The sequence below is a fragment of the Rhodococcus sp. C3V genome (assembly GCF_029269915.1).
Taxonomy (GTDB): domain Bacteria; phylum Actinomycetota; class Actinomycetes; order Mycobacteriales; family Mycobacteriaceae; genus Rhodococcus_F; species Rhodococcus_F qingshengii.
This window is the reverse complement of the sequence record NZ_JARJBE010000013.1, coordinates 47,324-66,530: the sequence shown is the minus strand read 5'-3', so window position 1 is coordinate 66,530 and position 19,207 is coordinate 47,324. Positions and strand designations below refer to the sequence as shown.

Below are 19,207 nucleotides of genomic sequence, written 5' to 3'. Positions count from 1 at the left end.
GACTGAACTCGGGCCCAGAATCAAGCAGACTTGCGATATTGCGGTGAGAGTTCGTCGGCGCGGTCCCACGGAGACCAGTCGACTTCGCGTCCATCGAGTTGGGCCGCAACAACTTCCAAGCCCGCGTGCCAGCCGGCGGCGTGCGCGTACGCGGATTCCTCGTCCTCCATCGTGTGGGTGAGAGTCAGCCAACAGCCGCCGGTGCCGTCCGGTGCCAGTTCCCAATGAAGAGTGTCTGCGTCCCAGAGGAATTCGAGAATTCGGTGCGGGTGGACGCTGATGACCGTCCCGCGCGTCACGTGATCTGCGGGCAGTCCGAAACGCTCGACTTGTTCCGGTGTCACCTTGAACAGTAGATCCGCGCCGGGAGTGAGATCGAAATCGACGTCCGCCGGAAACCAGGCGTCGAGGTACTCGCGTTCCGTTATCACTTTCCAGACCTTGTCCGGTGCGTGCGGAATCGCCAGTTGGAAGCTCAGTGACACCCGACCGTCATAGGTCAGGTTTATCTTGCCGTTGTCCATCGGTGCCTCCAATGCTTGGTGCCCGTGCGGTTGCCCCCATCGTGCCATCTAATTGCACAGGATGGAATAACTGCAGGTCAGATCGTTACCTATTGATAGGTTATGTCGATTTGTCTCGTTTCGTGAGTGGCGTTCTCGACGCGTTTCGTGGCGGTGAAGCAACCGCGCGGTACGCTGACCACGCACGACTGGCGCGGGTGGGGATTACCACCGGGGAGTGCACATCGCGAGGCATCGACCGCCTGGGTGCTTCACACATCTTGTGTGAAGGGGGATCCATGTCTACCGAGAATCGGCCTACCGAAAACGTCTCTACCAAGAATCTGTCGACCCAGACCGCGCCCGCTCGAATAATCGACGGACGCGCAATTGCCGATGCTGCGCTCGCGGACCTGTCAGTGCGCACCAGGCAGTTTCGTGATGAGGCGGGGCACGTTCCTTGCCTGGCCGCCGTCATCGTGGGAGCAGACCCGGCCTCGAAGGCGTATGTACAGATGAAGGCCAAACGATCTGTCGCCGTCGGAATGACGTCGCGGACGGTCGAACTCCCGGTGAGTACAACCACCGAAGAACTGGTCGGCGTGCTGAGAGCGTTGTCGGCGGACCCTTCGATCGACGGCATACTGCTGCAACACCCGGTGCCAGACCACATCGACGAACGGGCCGCGTTCGATGCCATCTCGGCCGACAAAGACGTTGACGGCGTCACTTCGGCATCTTTTGCGGCAATGGCGTTGACCGGTGGGGGATTCGAATCGTGTACGCCGAGTGGCATCCTGCGCCTGCTCGACGCCACAGGCGTCGAACTCTCCGGAAAGCATGCTGTCGTGGTCGGCCGAAGCCCGATACTCGGATTGCCGATGGGAATGCTCCTCCTGCGTCGAGGCGCAACGGTGACATACTGCCATTCGCGCACCGTCGACCTGGCCGCCCACGTCGCCTCGGCAGACGTCGTCATCGCGGCCGTCGGTGTTCCGGAACTGATCAAAGGGGCGTGGATCAAGCCTGGGGCAGTGGTGATCGATGCGGGGTACAACGAGGGCAACGTCGGAGATGTGGAGTACGCCGCTGCGCTCCCACATGCCGGTGCGATCACACCAGTGCCGGGTGGCGTCGGCCCCATGACGGTGGCAGTCCTGCTGGAACAAACACTGGCAGCAGCAGTTCGAGCAGCGGACGTTCGGGCATGCAGTGAGAATCATGACAGTCGTGTTGAACCGGACCCCGCAATCGCCTCGGATCGATTGTGAGACCTCGGTTTCGAGACGGAGTATTCATCCGCCCCGCGATAACCGAATTACCGCGTCGAGCACCGCTGCGCTGGAATGGCTGAGCTGAGCGCGCAATTGGGTATTCGACAGTCAGCTGTCTGCCTTGGGGATGTCGATCGTCAACTGGGACGGTGAATCGGATGTCGATACGGTGTATGCCGGACGGATGTCGACCGTGCCGACAAACGACTGCAGGATCGCACTGTTCCTGGCTGCACTGTCTATGCGCGTGATGTTTTCGCCCTCGTGAGATACGGAGTTGAGCGACGAATCCGATTGGACTCCCATCAGGTCGACTTGAAGTATCGATCGACTTCCGACGTCCACGACTGTGCTGTCACCCGCTCGGATTGCTTCGCTGACATATTCGGTTTTCCAGAACACAGATCCGCTTCCGTCGAAGCGATAGGTGATGCGGGTGAAACCATCGTGATCGATCACGTCGATCTCGGTCACGTCGACGCGCGGAGTCGGTGAAGGGACCTCCGTGTCGTTCGGGAACGGGGGAGGCACGGAGATCTCGGTGGATGGGGCATCGATCGGGGGAGAGCCGACCTGAAGGGTGCCGGTCTGTGTTGCAGCATCGAGCGCGGCCTGGGTGGAAGATTCGCCGGCAGTGCTGGATTCGCCGGCAGTATTGGATTGGCCGTCTGTTTGACACCCGGTGAGCAGCGCGAGAATCGATATGGCTCCGAGCAGAGCAATCAGCCGGTGACCGTTCATGGATCGAATCTAACGGCGGTCGATCTGGGGTACAGCCGAATGCCGAAACCTTGCGGTGCGGCCAGCTGCGGCAGGTGGTGCCCTCGGTGAGACTCGAACTCACACTGGACGGGTTTTGAATCCGTTTCCTCTGCCAATTGGGATACGAGGGCTTGTTGCGATGACTACATTAGAAGATGCGATTTCAATGTCAAACACCGGTACCCTCTAATCGTTCGCGTCTCGTGTCGGGGCGGTTCGATGGAGGAGGATGGTGGCCATGAATTCGCCGCAGCCGCAAGGCAATCAGCTCGCACCCCGTCGTGTTGTCGTCGCTGAAGACGAGGCGTTGATCCGCATGGATCTGGTCGAGATGCTCCGCGAAGAGGGCTACGACGTCGTCGGTGAGGCGGGTGACGGGCAGGTCGCGGTGGAGTTGGCCGAGTCGCTCAAGCCTGATCTGGTCATCATGGACGTGAAAATGCCCAGGAGAGACGGCATCGACGCCGCTTCGGAGATTGCCGCCAAACGCATCGCTCCTGTTGTCATTCTCACAGCGTTCAGTCAGCGCGAGTTGGTCGAGCGCGCACGCGATGCCGGCGCCATGGCTTACTTGGTCAAGCCGTTCTCGATCAGTGACCTCGTTCCCGCTGTCGAATTGGCGGTCAGTCGTTTCCGCGAGGTGACGGCGCTCGAGCGTGAGGTCGCTGATCTTTCGGACCGGCTCGAAGCACGCAAGCTGATCGAGCGAGCCAAGAGTGTTCTGATGGTTCGCCAAGCGCTCACCGAACCTGAGGCGTTCAAGTGGATTCAGCGCGCCGCGATGGATCGGCGCTCCACGATGAAGGCGGTCGCACAGGTCGTACTGGAAACTCTGGGCGGTGAACCGGACGCTTGAGCAAAGTGTCCGGGTTACCCGGTTGCTGCGTCGACCGTCGAAACGTCGCGCAGCGCTACAGCCGTGTAAACACTGTGCACCTTCAGATAACAGTCAGGTCACAGGGCTTTCTTGAAGGATCGCGAAACGGTTCCAAGGTCTAGCGTCTGATCCCACAGCGAGCGCCAGTTCGGGTGGCGCGAGCACCGGCTGATCTTAGGAGCGTGGGATGGCTAGACGAACACTTGTGCGTACTGCTGCAGTTCTCGGCGCGGCATCACTGGCACTTGCAGGCTGTAGCTCGGACAAGTCGGATGACTCGTCTTCGAGTGGCTCTACGTCCGGCGCTTCTGCCGCGACGACATCCGTCACGACTGATTGCACCCCGGAGCAGGCCAAGGCCGGCGCCACCCCGTCCACGGAAGCGCTGCGCATCGGCACGCTTCTTCCCGATACAGGCAGCTTGTCGTTCCTCGGGCCGCCGATGGTCGCGGGCACCCAGCTGGGAGTCAACGACGTCAATGCAGCCGGAGGCGTTCTCGGCCAACCGGTCCAGCTGATTCCCGGCGATTCGGGTGACACCACAACGGACACCGCCAATACCACCGTCGACCGCGAATTGGCTGCAGGCACTCAGGTCATCGTCGGCGCCGCGTCGTCTTCGGTCTCGCTCAAGGTGATCGACAAGATCGCCAGCGCAGGCGTCGTGATGTTCTCGCCTGCCAACACCTCGGACCAATTCGTCTGCTACCCAGACAAGGGCATGTACTTCCGCACCGCTCCGACGGACGTACTGCAGGCTCAGGCCGTCGCACAGCTCATTTCGGACGACGGTGGTCAGCGCGTAGCGATCATGGCCCTCAACGACCCGTACGGGACGGGTCTGGCGGACAACATCGAAAAGAATCTGATCGATTCGGGTGTCCCCTCCGATCAGATCGAGAAGATCATCTACGACCCGAACGCGCAGTCGTTCAACTCCGAAGTCGATCAAGTCAAGAACTTCAATCCGGATGCAGTGGCACTGGTGGGCTTCGAAGAGTCGGCGAAGATCATCACGCGCATGCACGAAGTGGGCATCGGCCCGTCGGACGGAATGGCGATGTACGGCGTCGACGGCAACATGGGTAACGCTCTCGGCGAATCCGTGGCGAAGCCGTTGCTCGACACCATGCAGGGAACGACGCCCCTGACGGACGTCGGAGCTGCCTTCCAGGATCGTCTGAAGGCTGTGAACCCCTCTCTGATCGACTTCAACTACGCCGGAGAGTCATACGACGCGGTGGTGATCTCAGCGCTCGCTGCCGAGCAGGCGAAGTCGACGGCCGGTACCGACATCGCGGCCAACATCAACAGCGTCACCGAAGGCGGCACCAAGTGCACGTCCTACGTCGAGTGCCTGCCGTTGGTGAAGGCGGGAACCGACATCGACTACGACGGCATCACCGGTGAGTTGGACTTCAACGATTCGGGGGAGCCGTCCATCGGTTCGTACGGAAAGCTCAAGTTCGGCCCTGAGAACACCCTGACCACAGAAGGATTCGTGGTGGTGGGCAAGTAAGTCGTGGGCAGGTAAGCAGCCAACGAGAATGGGCCAGGGTCTCGCGACCCTGGCCCATTCTCGTGTCTGTCCTACTTCTCTTTGCTTCCAGCGAGCGTTCCCAAGTACAACTCGATCACCTTGGGGTCGTTCATCAGATTGGCGCCGGTGTCGGTGTACGCGTTCTTACCCTGATCGAGTACGTAACCGCGGTCGCAGATCTGAAGGCAGCGGCGCGCGTTCTGCTCGACCATGATGACCGAGACACCGGCAGCATTGATCTTCTTGCAGCGGATGAACACCTCGTCCTGGAACATGGGGGACAGGCCCGCGGACGGTTCGTCGAGCAGCAGCACCGACGGATCCATCATCAGGGCCCGGCCCATCGCGACCATCTGGCGTTCGCCACCCGAGAGTGCGCCGGCCTTCACCTTTCGTCGTTCACTCAGAAGAGGGAATAGTTCACTCACGAAGGCGAATCGTTCCGCGAATGCCTTGGGACGCAGATAAATGCCCATTTCGAGGTTTTCTTCGATGGTCAGAGTCTGAAAGACGTTCTGCGTTTGAGGGACGTACCCGACTCCCTTCTGAACGAGGACGTGAGCGGGCGCAGACGTGATGTTGTCCTCGCGTAGGGTGACCGACCCTTCGCGTACCGGTATCAGTCCGAACAGTGATTTCAGGAGTGTCGATTTGCCTGCGCCGTTCGGTCCGATGATCCCGACGATTTCCCCTTCCTTCAGGAAGAGGTTGCATTCACGCAGGATGTTGACGCCGGGAATGTAGCCCGCGACGAGGCTGTCGGCGCGGAGCAGGGCACCTGCCGACAGTCGCTGATGTTCCTCGGCCGTCGCGGCGAACTCTGCAGGCGTGAGTGCTCGTGCTTTGTTCTCGCTCATGGCTTCTCGTGCCTTCCGCGCGGTTCCTCGGGACTCGATTCCAGCGTCGCGGCGAGATCGGCCGGAAGGTTGTCGATGTCGGGTTCCGACAGGTCCCCGCCCGTCTCGAGGGTTTCGACCTCGGCTTCAGCCAGGGCGGCGGCCAGAACGGCCGTCTCGCCCACCGGATTTCCGTTGTCGTCGAACTCGAGAGCCTGGTCATGGTGGCTGCCCAGATATGCGTCGACGACGGCTGCGTTGGACGAGAGTTCGTCCGGGGTGGATTCGGCGATGACGCTGCCCTGCGCCATGACCACCACCCAATCGCTGATGTCTCGGATCACGTCCATGTCGTGCTCGACGAACACCACTGTCATTCCGTCGTCGCGCAATGACTTGATGTGTCCGAGCAGGCTTTGCGTCAGAGCAGGATTGACCCCCGCCATCGGTTCGTCCAGCATCACCACCGAGGGCGAGGTCATGAGTGCGCGAGCCATTTCGAGCAGTTTGCGCTGCCCACCGGAGAGTGAACCGGCGAGGTCGTCGGCCTTGGTGTCGAGTTTGAATCGTGCGAGGAGTTCGTTGGCGCGTTCGGTGATCTCGCGTTCCTGGCCTTTCCAGATCCACGGGACGAGAGATGCAAAAATGCGTTCACCATGTTGGCCGGTGGCACCGAGACGTACGTTGTCCAGCACGGTGAGTTTGGAGAGCGCCTTGGTCAACTGGAACGTCCGTACCACTCCTTTCCTGGCTACCTGGTGGGGATACATGCGGCCCAGCGATTGACCGTCCATCGACCACGTACCGGTGTCCGGCCGGTCGAATCCGGTAAGGAGGTTGAAGAGCGTCGTTTTTCCGGCACCGTTTGGACCGATCAGACCCGTGATGCACCCTCGTTGAATCTCGAGGTGATCGACGTCGACGGCCTTGAGACCGCCGAACGTCCGCGAGACGTTGTCAGCGACCAACACCGGGTCGGGTTTCGCCGATCCGGGAAGGTGAGGAACGTCGGCAAAGATCTGTGCTCTGGTATCGGCGTCAAGCATTGAGTTGCACCTCCCGCTTGTTACCCAGTATTCCCTGCGGTCTGAAGACCATCAGGAGAGCAATCATCAATCCGAGCAGGACATACCTGGTGGCCCCGACCTGTTGTTCGGTCAGCGAGAGCAGCGGATTCTCGCCGGAGATCGCCTGACGCAGCAAGGCATCAGGGATGGCGAGGAGGAACCAGAACAACATTGCGCCGACCACCGGGCCGAATACCGTTGCCGCCCCGCCCAGAATCAGTGCGCCGAACGCGAAGAACGTCTGCGCGGTCGAGTAGAAGTCCGGGTTGATGGACTTGGTCTGTAAAGCGTTGAACACCCCGGCCAGACCACCGATCACGCCGCCGAGAACCAGCGCCTGCATCTTGTACACGAAGACGTTCTTGCCCAACGATCGCGCTGCGTCCTCGTCTTCGCGAACCGCCTTGAGGACGCGCCCCCACGGACTGTGCGTCAACAGGTAGACAAATCCGCACAAGATCAAGACCAGCGTCCACCCCACGACCATCGACCAGAGGTCGTCTCCGTAGAACTTCACGCCGAGAAATGAGTACTGCTTGGCCGAGTCGAAGGGGCTCAGTGCGGTGAACGGGTCTGCGAAACCGAACAGGCCATTGGTGGAACCGGTCACCGAATCCGACGCGGTCGAGCGGAAGATCAGACGCAAGATCTCCGAGGCCGCGATGGTCACGATGGCGAGATAGTCGGCGCGCAGACGCAGCGTCGGGATACCGAGCACGAGCGCGAGGAGCCCGGCTGCGGTGAGTCCGACGAGGATGCCGAGCCAGAGCGGCTGGTCGTAGGTCACGGTCATGATGCCGACGCCGTAGCCGCCGAGAAGGGCAAAACCGATCTGACCGAAATTGAGCAGTCCGGCGTAGCCGAAGTGCAGGTTCAACCCGATTGCCAACAGTGCGTAGAAGATTGCCGACGGCCCGATCAGCTGGGCGAAGGAAACCTGGAAAGCTCCCATGATGTCCATATTCGTCACCCGATCCTTTGTCTGGATCCGAGGATGCCCTGGGGGCGAACCACGAGGATCACGATCAAGACGAGAAGTCCGCCGATGTATTTGAGGTCTGGGTTGATGATGAGCGTCGAGAGTTGGACCAGAAGTCCGACGATGACGCAGCCGAGTAGCGCCCCGTACGCGGTTCCCAGACCACCGAGGGTGATTCCGGCGAACATGAGCAGCAACAGTTTGAATCCCATTTCCCACTGGACGCGTCCGCCGAGTTCGGAGATGCCGAACAGCACACCGCCGAGGGCGGCCAATCCGCCGCCGAGACCCCAGACGAACATGATCACGCGCTCGACGTTGATTCCGGACGAAGCGGCGAGGTCACGATTGTCGGAGACGGCACGCATGGCCTTTCCGATGCGAGTCTTCTGCAGAAGCAGTGCGACGCCGACCAGGACGACCAGACTGACGATCATGACTATCGCGTTGGCGTCGGTCAGTGCGATCGGGCCCCAGTTCTTCTCGACCTGGCCCTGGTAGTCGTCGAACGGTTCGGCGCGGTCGGAGAAGAAGATCAGGATCAAGTAGCGCAATGAAATCGCGAGGCCGATCGAGACCACCAATTGCGCGATCAACCCGGTCTTGCGCTTACGCAGTGGTTTCCAGACGATTCCGTTGGTCAGCAGGCCGATGCCGATGCCGACGAAGATCGCGAGGATCGTGGCGGGAATCAGCGGAACGCCGAAGGACGTGTTGATCACCCAGGCAGCAACGGCTCCCAACGTCACCATCTCGCCGTGAGCGAAGTTGGTCAGGCCAGTGGTGCCGTAGATCAGGCTCAAACCCACACCGGCGATCGCGATCACGAGGCCGAACCGCAGACCGTCGACCGTCGTGCGGATCAGCTTCTCGCCGAAGCTGACATTCGAGGCGGTACGTACCTCGCCGAACGAGAAGATCACGGTGTTCGCGCGGCCGGCCACCACCTCGCGTTCGACAGCGGCTTGCACACTGACCCCGTCGGGAAGTGTGTCGGCAACGATCTCGAAGGTGTAGGTGCCCGGTGCCACGGCCAGTTCCCAACGGCCGTTCGATGCCGATTCTCCGGTGGCGACTTCCGTGCCGGAAGAATCGAGTGCACGCACGGTGACGCCCTCGAGGCGTGTGCCGCCGTTGTTGAGATTGCCGCTGACGGGGACAGCGTTGTCGGGAACCGGTGCTGTCGGTGGCGCGGATGCTGTCGGGGTCGGCGGTGTAGGGGAAGTGGTCGGTTCCTGAGCCGAAGCAGTTCCGGCCAGGCTGAGTAATGCGAAGAACGTCAGTAATGCAAAGGCCAGTAGTCGGCTGAGTGTCGCGAGGGTCTGCCGTTTCACTACGGGTGGGGCCACGTACGTCCTCCGAGCGGGTCGGGAATAGCGCGTCTGGACAAAGTGCCGCGCAGCAGAGGGATTGTTTCGCTGCTGCGATTTCCGGACTCTAACGGCTCCGTTCGCTTCAGATGGGGTTCTGAGATTTCCGGGATGTTTCGGTTCCGTATCGAAGGCCGAAGGCTGCATCAATTGTCCGATTCTTGTGTCTGTTCCTGCGTAAACAACGGCGAAGGCGTCGATGTCGGTCGCGATCCCTAGACTGATGAACCGTGAGCCCCGCAACCACAACTCGGTCCAGCACGTCCACCGCTCCAGCCGGCACCACCGGCAAGGCGGACGATCGCCCTCTTCTGATGCTTCTCGACGGGCATTCGTTGGCGTTTCGCGCCTTCTACGCGCTGCCTGCAGAGAACTTCAAGACACACAGTGGGCAGGCCACCAACGCGGTGTACGGCTTCACGTCGATGTTGATCAACCTTCTTCGTGACGAGCAGCCCACCCACCTGGCCGCGGCCTTCGACGTGTCGCGTCAGACGTTTCGCGCCGACCTGTTCCCCGAATACAAGGCGCAGCGCGCGAAGGCTCCGGACGAATTCAAGGGCCAGATCGACATCACCAAGGACGTTCTCGGCGCGCTGGGCATCCCGGTCATGGCCGAGGAAGGTTTCGAAGCCGACGACGTGATCGCCACCTTGACCACACAGGCGGAGGCCCTCGGATACCGGGTTCTCGTCGTGACCGGTGACCGTGACTCGCTGCAACTGGTGACCGACAACGTCACTGTGCTCTACCCGAAGAAGGGTGTCTCGGAGCTCACCCGATTCACGCCGACGGCAGTAGAGGAGAAGTACAGCCTCAGCCCGGCGCAGTATCCCGATTTTGCTGCCCTGCGCGGCGACCCGAGTGACAACCTCCCCGGCATCCCCGGCGTCGGCGAGAAGACCGCCACCAAGTGGATCCGTGAGTACGGCGACCTGCAGGGACTGGTCGACAACGTGGACAAGGTCCGCGGCAAGGTGGGCGACTCACTGCGGGAGAACCTCGCGAACGTCCTGCTCAATCGTCAGCTCACCGAAATGGTTCGCGACGTTCCCTTGCCGTACACGCCCGAGCAGTTGGTGTTGGCCCCGTGGGACCGCGAGAAGATTCATGCGTTGTTCGACGATCTCGAGTTCAAGGTTCTCCGCGATCGACTGTTCGCGACCCTGTCGTCGTCCGAGCCCGAAGCAGAGGAAGGGTTCGAGGTCAGCGGCGACGCACTCGCCCCGGGTGCGGTTGCCGCGTGGCTCGACGCCCACGCACGAACCGGTGAGCGTCACGGCGTGACGGTGCTCGGAACCAGAACTCCGTTCGCCGGCGACGTCACTGCACTCGCGATCGCGGCCTCCGACGGTGAATGTGCATACATCGCGGCGTCGACGGCAACACCGGAAGACGAAGCAGCTCTCGGTGATTGGCTCGCCGACGCATCGCAGCCGAAGGCGCTGCACGAAGCCAAGTGGGCGATCCATGCTCTGCGTGGGCGTGGTTGGACGCTCGGTGGACTGACCAGCGACACTGCTCTGGCCGCGTACCTCGTCCGGCCGGGCCAGCGCAGCTTCAATCTCGACGACCTCTCGCTCCGCTACCTCAAGCGTGAACTGCGCGCCGAAACATCCGGCCAGGAACAGCTTTCACTGCTCGACGACACCGAGCAGCTCGATGCCGAAGCGGCCGAGACCGCGATGCTCAGCGCTCAGGCCGTTCTCGACTTGGCAGCTGCACTGGACACCGAGTTGGAGTCGATCGAATCCAAGTCGCTCCTCTCCGACATGGAACTGCCGTTGACGATCGAGCTCGCTCAGATCGAGGCCACCGGCATCGCCGTCGACAGCGCGCATCTGCACGATCTTCAGAGCCGTTTCGCCTCCCAGGTCGCCGACGCAGCAAACTCGGCCTACGAGGTGATCGACAAGCAGATCAACCTGGGTTCGCCGAAGCAGCTGCAGGTGGTCTTGTTCGAAGAACTCGACATGCCCAAGACGAAGAAGACGAAGACGGGCTACACCACCGACGCCGAGGCGTTGCAGGGTCTGTTCGACAAGACAGGACACCCGTTCCTCGAACACCTTCTCGCGCACCGTGATGCGACGCGTATGAAGGTGACCGTCGACGGTCTTCTCAAGGCCGTAGCCGAAGACGGACGCATTCACACGACGTTCAATCAGACGGTTGCCGCGACCGGACGCCTGTCGTCGACCGATCCGAACTTGCAGAACATCCCGGTGCGAAACGACGCGGGGCGCGAGATTCGCGACGGATTCGTAGTCGGGCAGGGGTTCGACGTTCTGCTCACTGCCGACTACAGCCAGATCGAAATGCGCATCATGGCGCACGTGTCAGGCGACGAGGGGCTGATCGAGGCATTCAACACCGGTGAGGACCTGCACAGTTTTGTCGGCTCGCGCGCATTCGGTGTACCGATCGAAGAGGTGACTCCTGAACTGCGGCGCCGGGTCAAGGCGATGTCGTACGGTCTGGCCTACGGGCTCAGTGCCTACGGATTGGCGTCGCAGCTGAAGATTTCGACCGAAGAAGCGAAGCAGCAGATGGATGCGTACTTCGCTCGTTTCGGCGGCGTGCGGGATTACCTCCACGCGGTGGTCGAGCAGGCACGTAAGGACGGCTACACCTCGACGCTCTACGGTCGTCGTCGCTACCTGCCGGACCTCAACAGCGACAACCGTCAGCGTCGTGAGGTTGCCGAACGTGCTGCCCTCAATGCGCCGATCCAGGGCACTGCGGCCGACATCATCAAGGTCGCGATGATCAACGTGCAGAAGGCTCTCGCCGACGCCGGATTGAAGTCGCGCATGCTGTTGCAGGTGCACGACGAATTGGTGCTCGAAGTGGTTGCCTCCGAGTTGGAGGAGGTCACCGCGCTGGTCAAGGACAAGATGGCCACAGCCATCGAGCTGTCGGTACCTCTGGATGTTTCGGTGGGAACCGGTCGAAGCTGGGACAGCGCGGCTCACTAGGCAACAACGAAAAAGGCTGGGCCGGAATCGACTTCGATTCCGGCCCAGCCATTTCACGCTATTCAGCAGATGCGGTCTGCTCTGCGATCTGCTTGCGGACCTCGTCCATGTCGAGTGCCTTGACCTGAGTGACGAGCTCTTCGAGCTGAGCGGCGGGAAGCGCGCCGGCCTGGTTGAACACGAGTACGCCTTCGCGGAAGGCCATGATCGTGGGGATGGAGCGGATGTTGGCGGCCGCTGCGATTCCCTGCTCGGCCTCGGTGTCGACCTTGGCGTGAACGACGTCGGCATGCTTCTCCGAAGAGGCTTCGAACGTCGGTGCGAACTGGCGGCACGGGCCGCACCAGGAGGCCCAGAAGTCCACGAGGACGACGTCGCTGCCGTTGATCGTTTCGTCGAAGTTCTGCTGGGTGAGTGTCTGGGTGGCCACAGGGGTCCTTTCCATTGTGCGGGCTGTTGGTGTGTGCAACGCCCCGGAACCGCTGATTCTTCCCTGAGCCGATTTCAGCTTGCGTTCTCGGTCGCCCGAAACGTCCGGCGGTAGGCCTGCGGCGTGGTGCAACGCAGACGAATGAAGTGCTGGCGAAGCACGGCACCGCCGCCGAATCCGACGCGTTCTGCGATGACGTCGACGGAGAGGTCGGAATTCTCGAGGAGGTGTTGGGCGGCCAGTACTCGCTGATCGCTGAGCCAGCGGGCGGGGGTTGTTCCCGTTTCCGCTTGGAAACGGCGCGCGAACGTGCGCGCGGACATGTTCGCGCGGGCCGCGACCATGCCCACAGTGAGGTCGAGGGCGAGGTTCTCCGTCATCCAGTCGAGGAGCGGGGCAAGGGTTGCACTCGGCGTCGAGGCGAGGGGAGTGGCAACGTACTGGGCTTGCCCACCGTCACGATGGGGCGGCACCACCATCCTTCTCGCGATGCCATTGGCAACGCGAGAACCCTGTTCTTTTCGGACGATGTGCAGGCACAGGTCGATTCCTGCCGCGGTGCCTGCGCTGGTGAACACCGGATCTTCGTCCACGTACAACACGTCCGGATCGACCTTGGCTTCCGGATACGTCTGGGCAAGCCTCTCTGCATGCCGCCAATGCGTCGTGCATCGCCTTCCGTCCAGTAGTCCAGCCGCCCCGAGGACGAACGCTCCGGTGCACAGACTCGCCACCTTGGCGCCCCGGGCTACGGCCTCGTTGAGTTTGACCAACAGGGGATCGACACTCGAGTCGGGACTCGGTGAGCACATGTACGCGTCGCCGGCGTCGTAGGTTCCGCCGGCGGACACGACGATGAGATCGGCGTCGTCGAGAGAATCGAGGTTGTACGGAACATCGATGTTGTACCCGAACCGCGTTCGGATCGGACCCGGAACTGCGGCGATCAGAGAGAAGTCGTACGTGGGGAGGCCGTCGTCGGATCGGTCGAAGCCGAAGACTTCACATGCCACGCCGAGTTCGAACGCCTCGGTCATCGGCATCAGTGGGACCACCACTTTCGCGAGCATCTTTCGAGTGTGACAGAAAAACAGGAAAGTGGCAGAAAATCGTCCAAGTCTGGCTTTTCTGCCACTACTGCCACGTGGGACATTCCGTCAGGCTGGACACATGGCAATCATCGTCGTCAGCGTCTTGGTCCTACTGGTCCTGAACGTACTAGCTCTTGCCGGCCGAACGCCCGACACTCGTCACGACGTCAGTCCGCACGGAGACTTCACCCTTTGAGGGCAAGTCTTGCCTTTCAATACACCGCAGCTGCGGTGGTGTGGGGAGCTAGTTTCCTCTTCATGAAGATCGGGCTCGAAGGTCTGTCCTTCACGCAGGTAGTTCTGTGGCGCTTGGTCTTCGGTGCGCTCGCGCTGGTTCTCGTGTCAGCGGTCAGCCGGATCGGCCTACCGAGGGACTTTCGCGTCTGGAAACACATGGCTTTTCTCGCAGCGACACAATGCATCGTGCCGTGGCTGCTGTTCAGTTGGGCGGAGCAAAACATGTCCTCGGGACTCGCGAGCATCTACAACGCCACCACACCACTGATGACTATGGCTGTCTCCCTTGCCTTTCTGCCGGGGGAGACGCTGACGCGATACAAATCGCTGGGGTTGCTTCTCGGATTCGGTGGGGTGCTGATCGTATTGGCGCCGTGGAATCTCGGCGTCGGCGGAAGTGTCAGTTCTCAGGTCGCTTGCCTGGGAGCGACTGCGTCGTACGGGATTTCGTTTGTCTACCTCAGACGTTTCGTGCTTCCTCTCGGCGTCGACACCCGCACAGTCGCGCTATTACAGATCAGTATCGGAGCCTTCGTGATGGTTCTGGCCTCACCGGTCATCGCGAATACACCGATGCACCTGACGCCGGCAATTGTCCTGTCGATGATCGCTCTGGGCGCACTGGGGACCGGGCTCGCATTCATCTGGAACACCAATGTCGTTCAGGGGTGGGGGCCGACTGCGGCGTCCACCGTCACTTATCTCAGTCCAGTGGTGGGCGTCGCTCTCGGCGCAATAGTCTTGAACGAAAGCGTTGGCTGGAATCAGCCGGTTGGTGCACTCGCGGTGATCGCGGGAATCCTGGTGACCCGACGTGCAACCCGCTCTGTCACAGCGGCGGCGTCAGTAACCATTCCGTCTTCTGTTCGCCGTCCCAGCGCCTGATCGCGCCGCAGCGCCCTTGAATCACGTCGGTGCCCAGCAGGGCGATGGCTTCACCCAGACGTGCAGGTTCGACGCGTCGGGCGAGCGTTACATGAGGCGTCCACGCGCCGGGCTCGACGTGGGCGGGAAGCGCCGTCGAACCAACGGTTGCCTCGGCTATTTCTCGGTGCAGGTGAAGGAGTGCGCGCGAAGGAATGACCGAGCGCGCCAAGACCATCTGCTTGCCGCCGAACACGACGTAGCCACCGAGTCGGACCTCGAAGTCCGGGGCCGAGAAGCGCCGCTTCAACAGTTCGTCGATCTCCGCGGGGATCTCACGGGCGACGAACAGCGTGATGTGCGGACGGTTGGACGGGCTGTGATGAGAGGCCTGACTCGGTAAACCGGCGTCGGCGAGTAGCTGCCATTGTGCTCGCACTGCCGACTCACTCACTGGATCGAGGAGCAATTCCACCGACTGGACCATGGTGAGCAATGATTGCCTGATGACAGGTGCGAGCGCAATCGGTACTTCGGCCATGCGGCTGGGGCTCATGCACGGCGACGGAATCGGCCACGAAATCGTCCCGGCGACACGGCAGATCGTGGATGCGGCGTTGTCAGCGGTTCATGCTCCGCCCGTCGAGTGGGTCGAGCTTCCGCTCGGGAACACGGCCATCGACAGCCACGGCACACCGATTCCCGACGAGACCATCGATTCGTTGGGGCAGCTGCAGGGTTGGATTCTCGGACCCCACGACAGTGCGTCCTATCCGGAGAGGTTTCGCGGACAACTCACACCCGGCGGCGTCATCCGGAAGAAGTTCGAGCTGTTCGCGAACATTCGGCCGGCAGCGGCGTTCCCCGGTGTCAAGGCAATGGTCCCCGACATGGATCTGGTGATCGTCCGCGAGAACACCGAGGGGTTGTACGCGGATCGGAACATGGCAGTCGGCAGCGGCGAGTTCATGCCGACGCCCGACATCGCGCTGGCCGTCGGTGTGTTCACCCGCGCTGCGTGTGAACGGATCGCACGCACTGCCTTCGCGTTGGCGTCGCGACGGCGCAATCACGTCACGATCGTCCACAAAGCCAACGTCCTCACACTGACCACCGGCCTGTTCCGTGACGCCTGCCGAACAGTCGCTGCGGAGTACCCACACGTAGTCGTCGACGACGAGCACGTCGACGCGATGGCGGCGCACCTGGTTCGGCGCGGCGGCGACTTCGATGTCGTGGTGACGGAAAACATGTTCGGCGACATCTTGTCGGATCTGGCGGGCGAGCTGTCCGGTTCACTCGGAACCGCGCCGTCGATCAACGCTTCCGAGACGCAGGTCATGGCTCAGGCTGCGCACGGTGCCGCACCCGACATCGCCGGGAAGAATCGGGCGAACCCGACGGCACTGTTCCTCTCGAGTGCAATGATGCTCGACTGGCTCGGTGATGCGCGTGGCGATCGGTTGTTGTCTGCGGCAGCACGCCGGATTTCAGATGCCGTTCGCACGACCATCGCGTCGGGCATCGCGACCGCCGACCTCGGCGGTTTGGCATCGACCAGCGAATTTTCCGAAGTCGTGTACGCACACACTCTGCGTCGCTGATTCTTGTACGACAGGCCGGAATCTTGCGAAGTCGGCGACGGTGGAACTCCTGCCGTAACCTACCGTTCGACTGAATTTCGGATGGACGTTGCAAGTGCGGCGATCGACGAGTGGAGAGCAGAGTCGTGGTCGATGAAAACGCACGGGCACCAAGGCCACGTGGCGTGAGTTATGGCTCGAGCAGTGGCGGGCGTATCCGCGCCAACGTGGTGCGAGTCTTGTTGGTGGGCTTGATCGTCGCACTGTGCGGCGGGTGTGTGACCAACAACGAGGGCCTCGTTCCGGAGGGGCCGCCACTTGACGTCCAGAAGGTGCCCGAGATCGCCGCCCTGTTGCCCCCGAACGTCAGGGAGTCGGGCAAGCTGCAGGTCGGGGTCAACATTCCTTACGCACCAAACGAATTCAAAGATGAGAATGGCAAAATCGTCGGCTTCGACGTCGACATCATGAACGCAGTGGCGACTGTGCTCGGGGTCGAAGCTGTCTATAACCAGGCCGACTTCGACAAGATCATCCCCGCTATCCAGTCGGGAAGCTACGACCTCGGCATGTCTTCGTTCACCGACTCCAAGGAGCGGGAGAAGTCGGTCGACTTCGTCACGTACTACAGCGCAGGTATCCAGTGGGCTCAGCGGCCGGACAATCCCGTGGACCCGAACAATGCGTGTGGGTTGCGAGTGGCGGTACAGACCACAACTACCGAGGACATCGACGAAGTACCCGCCAAGAGCGAGGCATGCGTTGCTGCGGGCAAGCCGCCCATCGAGAAGATCAAGTACGACAGTCAGGACGATGCGGCCAACGCACTCATCCTGGGTCGAGTCGACGCGTTGTCTGCGGATTCACCGGTGACCGGCTACGCGATCAAACGGAGTAAGGGGCGGATGGAAGCTGCGGGTCAGCCCTTTGATTCCGCGCCGTACGGCTGGCCGATCGTGAAGGGTTCCGCCCTCGGTCCCGCCCTGCAGCAGGCAATGCAGTACCTGATCGACAACGGCGTCTATCAACAGATCGCGCAGACCTGGAGTGTCGAGGCCGGCGTCATCGAAGTATCCAAGATCAACGGCGCGGAAAGCTGATGAACATGACAACAACTGAGACTGGCGATCCGGCGCCGATCAAGGCGATCCCACTGCGCAGACCGGGCCGATGGGTCGCAGCAGTCGTGGTGGTGGTCCTGGTAGGGCTCTTTATCTACGGTTCGGCGACCAATGAACAGTTCGGCTGGGCGACTTACCGCCAGTACCTCTTCGACGCTCGAATTTCGAAGGCCGCCTGGGTCACCATTCAACTGACAATTCTGTCGATGGCAGCCGCGATCGTTCTGGGCATCGTCCTCGCGGTAATGCGGCTGTCGCCGAACCCGGTGCTGAAGTCCGCTGCCTGGGTGTATTTGTGGGTCTTCCGCGGCACGCCCGTTTACGTCCAGCTCGTCTTCTGGGGTCTCTTCCCCTCCATATACAAGAGCATCGATCTCGGCGTTCCGTTCGTCCATCAGTTCGTGCATTTCGACATGCAGGATCTCCAGGCGGCGTTTCTCTTCGCAGTCATCGGACTCGCATTGAACGAGGCGGCGTACATGGCCGAAATCGTCCGTGCAGGTATCGCCTCGGTCAACGAAGGTCAGACCGAAGCGTCAGTGGCTTTGGGAATGACGTGGGGCCAGACGATGCGGCGAACGGTCCTTCCCCAGGCGATGCGGGTGATCATCCCACCGACCGGCAACGAATTGATCAGCTTGCTCAAGACGACTTCGCTGGTGACCGCAGTGCCGTTGAGTACCGAACTCTACGGACGAGCGAGAGACATATCCGGTGCAAATTTCGAGCCGATCCCACTCTTGATGGTCGCGGTTACGTGGTACCTCGCAATGACCAGTGTTCTCATGGTCGGCCAGTACTACGTCGAACGCCACTATTCGAAAGGGTCGACGAGGACGCTCACCACTCGCCAGCTTCAGGCACTCGCCGACGCACAGGGCAAAGAAACGGTAGTGGAGACACTCCCGGATATTCCAGGAGGAGAACGCAGATGACACCGATGGTCAAGGCAGACCGGGTCTGTAAGAACTTCGGCGCGCTCGAGGTTCTCAAAGGGGTCTCACTCGAAATCGATCCCGGCCAAGTTCTGTGCCTCGTCGGGCCGTCCGGGTCGGGCAAGTCGACGTTCTTGCGCTGCATCAATCACCTCGAGCAGGTCAACGCCGGCCGACTGTACGTCGACGGCGACCTGGTGGGCTACTCGGAGAAGAACGGAAAACTGTACGAACTTCACCCGCGAGCAGCGGCCAAACAACGCCGCGACATCGGGATGGTGTTTCAGCACTTCAATCTATTCCCGCACCGCACCGCTCTCGAGAACATCATCGAAGCGCCGACGCAGGTGAAGCGCGTCAGTAAGAAGAAGGCTGTCGAACGAGCGAAGGACCTCCTCGATCAGGTCGGGTTGAGCGCCAAAGCCAACGCCTACCCGGCCCAGTTGTCGGGTGGTCAGCAGCAAAGAGTTGCCATCGCCCGCGCTCTCGCGATGGACCCGAAGCTCATGCTGTTCGACGAGCCGACGTCCGCGCTCGACCCCGAACTGGTCGGTGAAGTTCTCACCGTGATGAAGCAGTTGGCCAAAGAAGGCATGACGATGGTGGTCGTCACCCACGAGATGGGTTTCGCCCGCGAGGTCGCCGACCAGTTGGTCTTCATGGACGGGGGAGTTGTGGTCGAGGCAGGCGAGCCGCGGGAACTCCTGGCCAATCCTCAGCACGACCGGACCAAGGCTTTTCTGTCGAAGCTGCTGTAGCC

18 protein-coding genes and 1 tRNA gene are annotated in these 19,207 nt (G+C 61.4%); 9 read left to right on the top strand and 10 right to left on the bottom strand.

The window, feature by feature from the left end:
- Positions 1-20: 20 nt before the first annotated feature.
- Positions 21-524: an SRPBCC domain-containing protein gene (locus tag P3G66_RS26860; protein ID WP_042923025.1), complete on the bottom strand. Its 504-nt coding sequence runs from the start codon at positions 522-524 to the stop codon at positions 21-23.
- A gap of 278 nt (positions 525-802) precedes the next feature.
- Here P3G66_RS26860 and P3G66_RS26855 point away from each other — a divergent pair, with 278 nt between their 5' ends.
- The gene (locus P3G66_RS26855) at positions 803-1,774 is read left to right on the top strand and encodes a tetrahydrofolate dehydrogenase/cyclohydrolase catalytic domain-containing protein (protein WP_166502344.1); all 972 of its coding nucleotides are present in this window, start codon (positions 803-805) and stop codon (positions 1,772-1,774) included.
- Positions 1,775-1,885: 111 nt separating this feature from the next.
- Here P3G66_RS26855 and P3G66_RS26850 read toward each other — a convergent pair whose 3' ends face one another.
- The gene (locus P3G66_RS26850) at positions 1,886-2,518 is read right to left on the bottom strand and encodes a hypothetical protein (protein ID WP_075833328.1); all 633 of its coding nucleotides are present in this window, start codon (positions 2,516-2,518) and stop codon (positions 1,886-1,888) included.
- Positions 2,519-2,593: 75 nt separating this feature from the next.
- A tRNA-Leu gene (locus P3G66_RS26845) sits at positions 2,594-2,670 on the bottom strand.
- A gap of 107 nt (positions 2,671-2,777) precedes the next feature.
- Here P3G66_RS26845 and P3G66_RS26840 point away from each other — a divergent pair.
- Entirely contained in the window at positions 2,778-3,395 is a 618-nt protein-coding gene (locus P3G66_RS26840; protein WP_003944029.1) for an ANTAR domain-containing response regulator, read from the top strand.
- Positions 3,396-3,603: 208 nt separating this feature from the next.
- The gene (locus tag P3G66_RS26835; protein ID WP_003944031.1) at positions 3,604-4,935 is read left to right on the top strand and encodes an ABC transporter substrate-binding protein; all 1,332 of its coding nucleotides are present in this window, start codon (positions 3,604-3,606) and stop codon (positions 4,933-4,935) included.
- Positions 4,936-5,006: 71 nt separating this feature from the next.
- On the opposite strand, the gene P3G66_RS26830 is transcribed toward P3G66_RS26835, so the two are convergent.
- Genes P3G66_RS26830 through P3G66_RS26815 form a run of 4 tightly spaced genes read right to left on the bottom strand, consistent with a single transcriptional unit; the run spans position 5,007 to position 9,136 of the window.
- Positions 5,007-5,813 carry an ABC transporter ATP-binding protein gene (locus P3G66_RS26830; RefSeq protein ID WP_116056665.1) on the bottom strand — a complete coding sequence of 269 codons (807 nt, stop codon included), beginning with the start codon at positions 5,811-5,813 and terminating at the stop codon, positions 5,007-5,009.
- Positions 5,810-6,838: an ABC transporter ATP-binding protein gene (locus P3G66_RS26825; protein ID WP_276117355.1), complete on the bottom strand. Its 1,029-nt coding sequence runs from the start codon at positions 6,836-6,838 to the stop codon at positions 5,810-5,812. The genes P3G66_RS26830 and P3G66_RS26825 overlap by 4 nt, the downstream gene beginning before the upstream one ends.
- Positions 6,831-7,820: a branched-chain amino acid ABC transporter permease gene (locus P3G66_RS26820; RefSeq protein ID WP_003944088.1), complete on the bottom strand. Its 990-nt coding sequence runs from the start codon at positions 7,818-7,820 to the stop codon at positions 6,831-6,833. The genes P3G66_RS26825 and P3G66_RS26820 overlap by 8 nt, the downstream gene beginning before the upstream one ends.
- A gap of 5 nt (positions 7,821-7,825) precedes the next feature.
- On the bottom strand, positions 7,826-9,136 hold the full coding sequence (locus P3G66_RS26815) for a branched-chain amino acid ABC transporter permease (RefSeq protein WP_223304673.1): 1,311 nt from the start codon (positions 9,134-9,136) through the stop codon (positions 7,826-7,828).
- 302 nt (positions 9,137-9,438) lie between these two features.
- On the opposite strand from P3G66_RS26815, the gene polA reads away from it, so the two are divergent.
- Complete coding sequence (gene polA / locus P3G66_RS26810; RefSeq protein WP_007728727.1) at positions 9,439-12,186, top strand: DNA polymerase I; 2,748 nt, start codon at positions 9,439-9,441, stop codon at positions 12,184-12,186.
- A gap of 58 nt (positions 12,187-12,244) precedes the next feature.
- Here polA and trxA read toward each other — a convergent pair whose 3' ends face one another.
- Positions 12,245-12,616: a thioredoxin gene (gene trxA / locus P3G66_RS26805; protein ID WP_003944106.1), complete on the bottom strand. Its 372-nt coding sequence runs from the start codon at positions 12,614-12,616 to the stop codon at positions 12,245-12,247.
- 74 nt (positions 12,617-12,690) lie between these two features.
- Positions 12,691-13,686, bottom strand: a complete 996-nt coding sequence (locus P3G66_RS26800; protein ID WP_003944097.1) for a helix-turn-helix domain-containing protein — start codon at positions 13,684-13,686, stop codon at positions 12,691-12,693.
- Positions 13,687-13,899: 213 nt separating this feature from the next.
- Between P3G66_RS26800 and P3G66_RS26795 the strand changes: the two genes are divergently transcribed.
- Positions 13,900-14,829, top strand: a complete 930-nt coding sequence (locus P3G66_RS26795; RefSeq protein WP_058227012.1) for a DMT family transporter — start codon at positions 13,900-13,902, stop codon at positions 14,827-14,829.
- On the opposite strand, the gene P3G66_RS26790 is transcribed toward P3G66_RS26795, so the two are convergent.
- The gene (locus tag P3G66_RS26790; protein WP_276117354.1) at positions 14,774-15,349 is read right to left on the bottom strand and encodes a 2'-5' RNA ligase family protein; all 576 of its coding nucleotides are present in this window, start codon (positions 15,347-15,349) and stop codon (positions 14,774-14,776) included. The two genes, P3G66_RS26795 and P3G66_RS26790, sit on opposite strands and share 56 nt — an antisense overlap.
- Between P3G66_RS26790 and P3G66_RS26785 the strand changes: the two genes are divergently transcribed.
- From P3G66_RS26785 to P3G66_RS26770, 4 genes are all read left to right on the top strand, one after another.
- On the top strand, positions 15,315-16,412 hold the full coding sequence (locus tag P3G66_RS26785; protein ID WP_064689634.1) for an isocitrate/isopropylmalate dehydrogenase family protein: 1,098 nt from the start codon (positions 15,315-15,317) through the stop codon (positions 16,410-16,412). The genes P3G66_RS26790 and P3G66_RS26785 overlap by 35 nt on opposite strands.
- Before the next feature lie 206 nt (positions 16,413-16,618).
- Positions 16,619-17,491 carry an ABC transporter substrate-binding protein gene (locus P3G66_RS26780; protein ID WP_064444636.1) on the top strand — a complete coding sequence of 291 codons (873 nt, stop codon included), beginning with the start codon at positions 16,619-16,621 and terminating at the stop codon, positions 17,489-17,491.
- Positions 17,491-18,447 (top strand): amino acid ABC transporter permease, encoded by a 957-nt coding sequence (locus tag P3G66_RS26775; RefSeq protein ID WP_003944035.1) that lies wholly within the window; start codon positions 17,491-17,493, stop codon positions 18,445-18,447. The genes P3G66_RS26780 and P3G66_RS26775 overlap by 1 nt, the downstream gene beginning before the upstream one ends.
- Positions 18,444-19,205, top strand: a complete 762-nt coding sequence (locus P3G66_RS26770; RefSeq protein WP_003944053.1) for an amino acid ABC transporter ATP-binding protein — start codon at positions 18,444-18,446, stop codon at positions 19,203-19,205. Before P3G66_RS26775 ends, P3G66_RS26770 begins: the two co-directional genes overlap by 4 nt.
- The last annotated feature ends 2 nt before the right edge of the window (positions 19,206-19,207 follow it).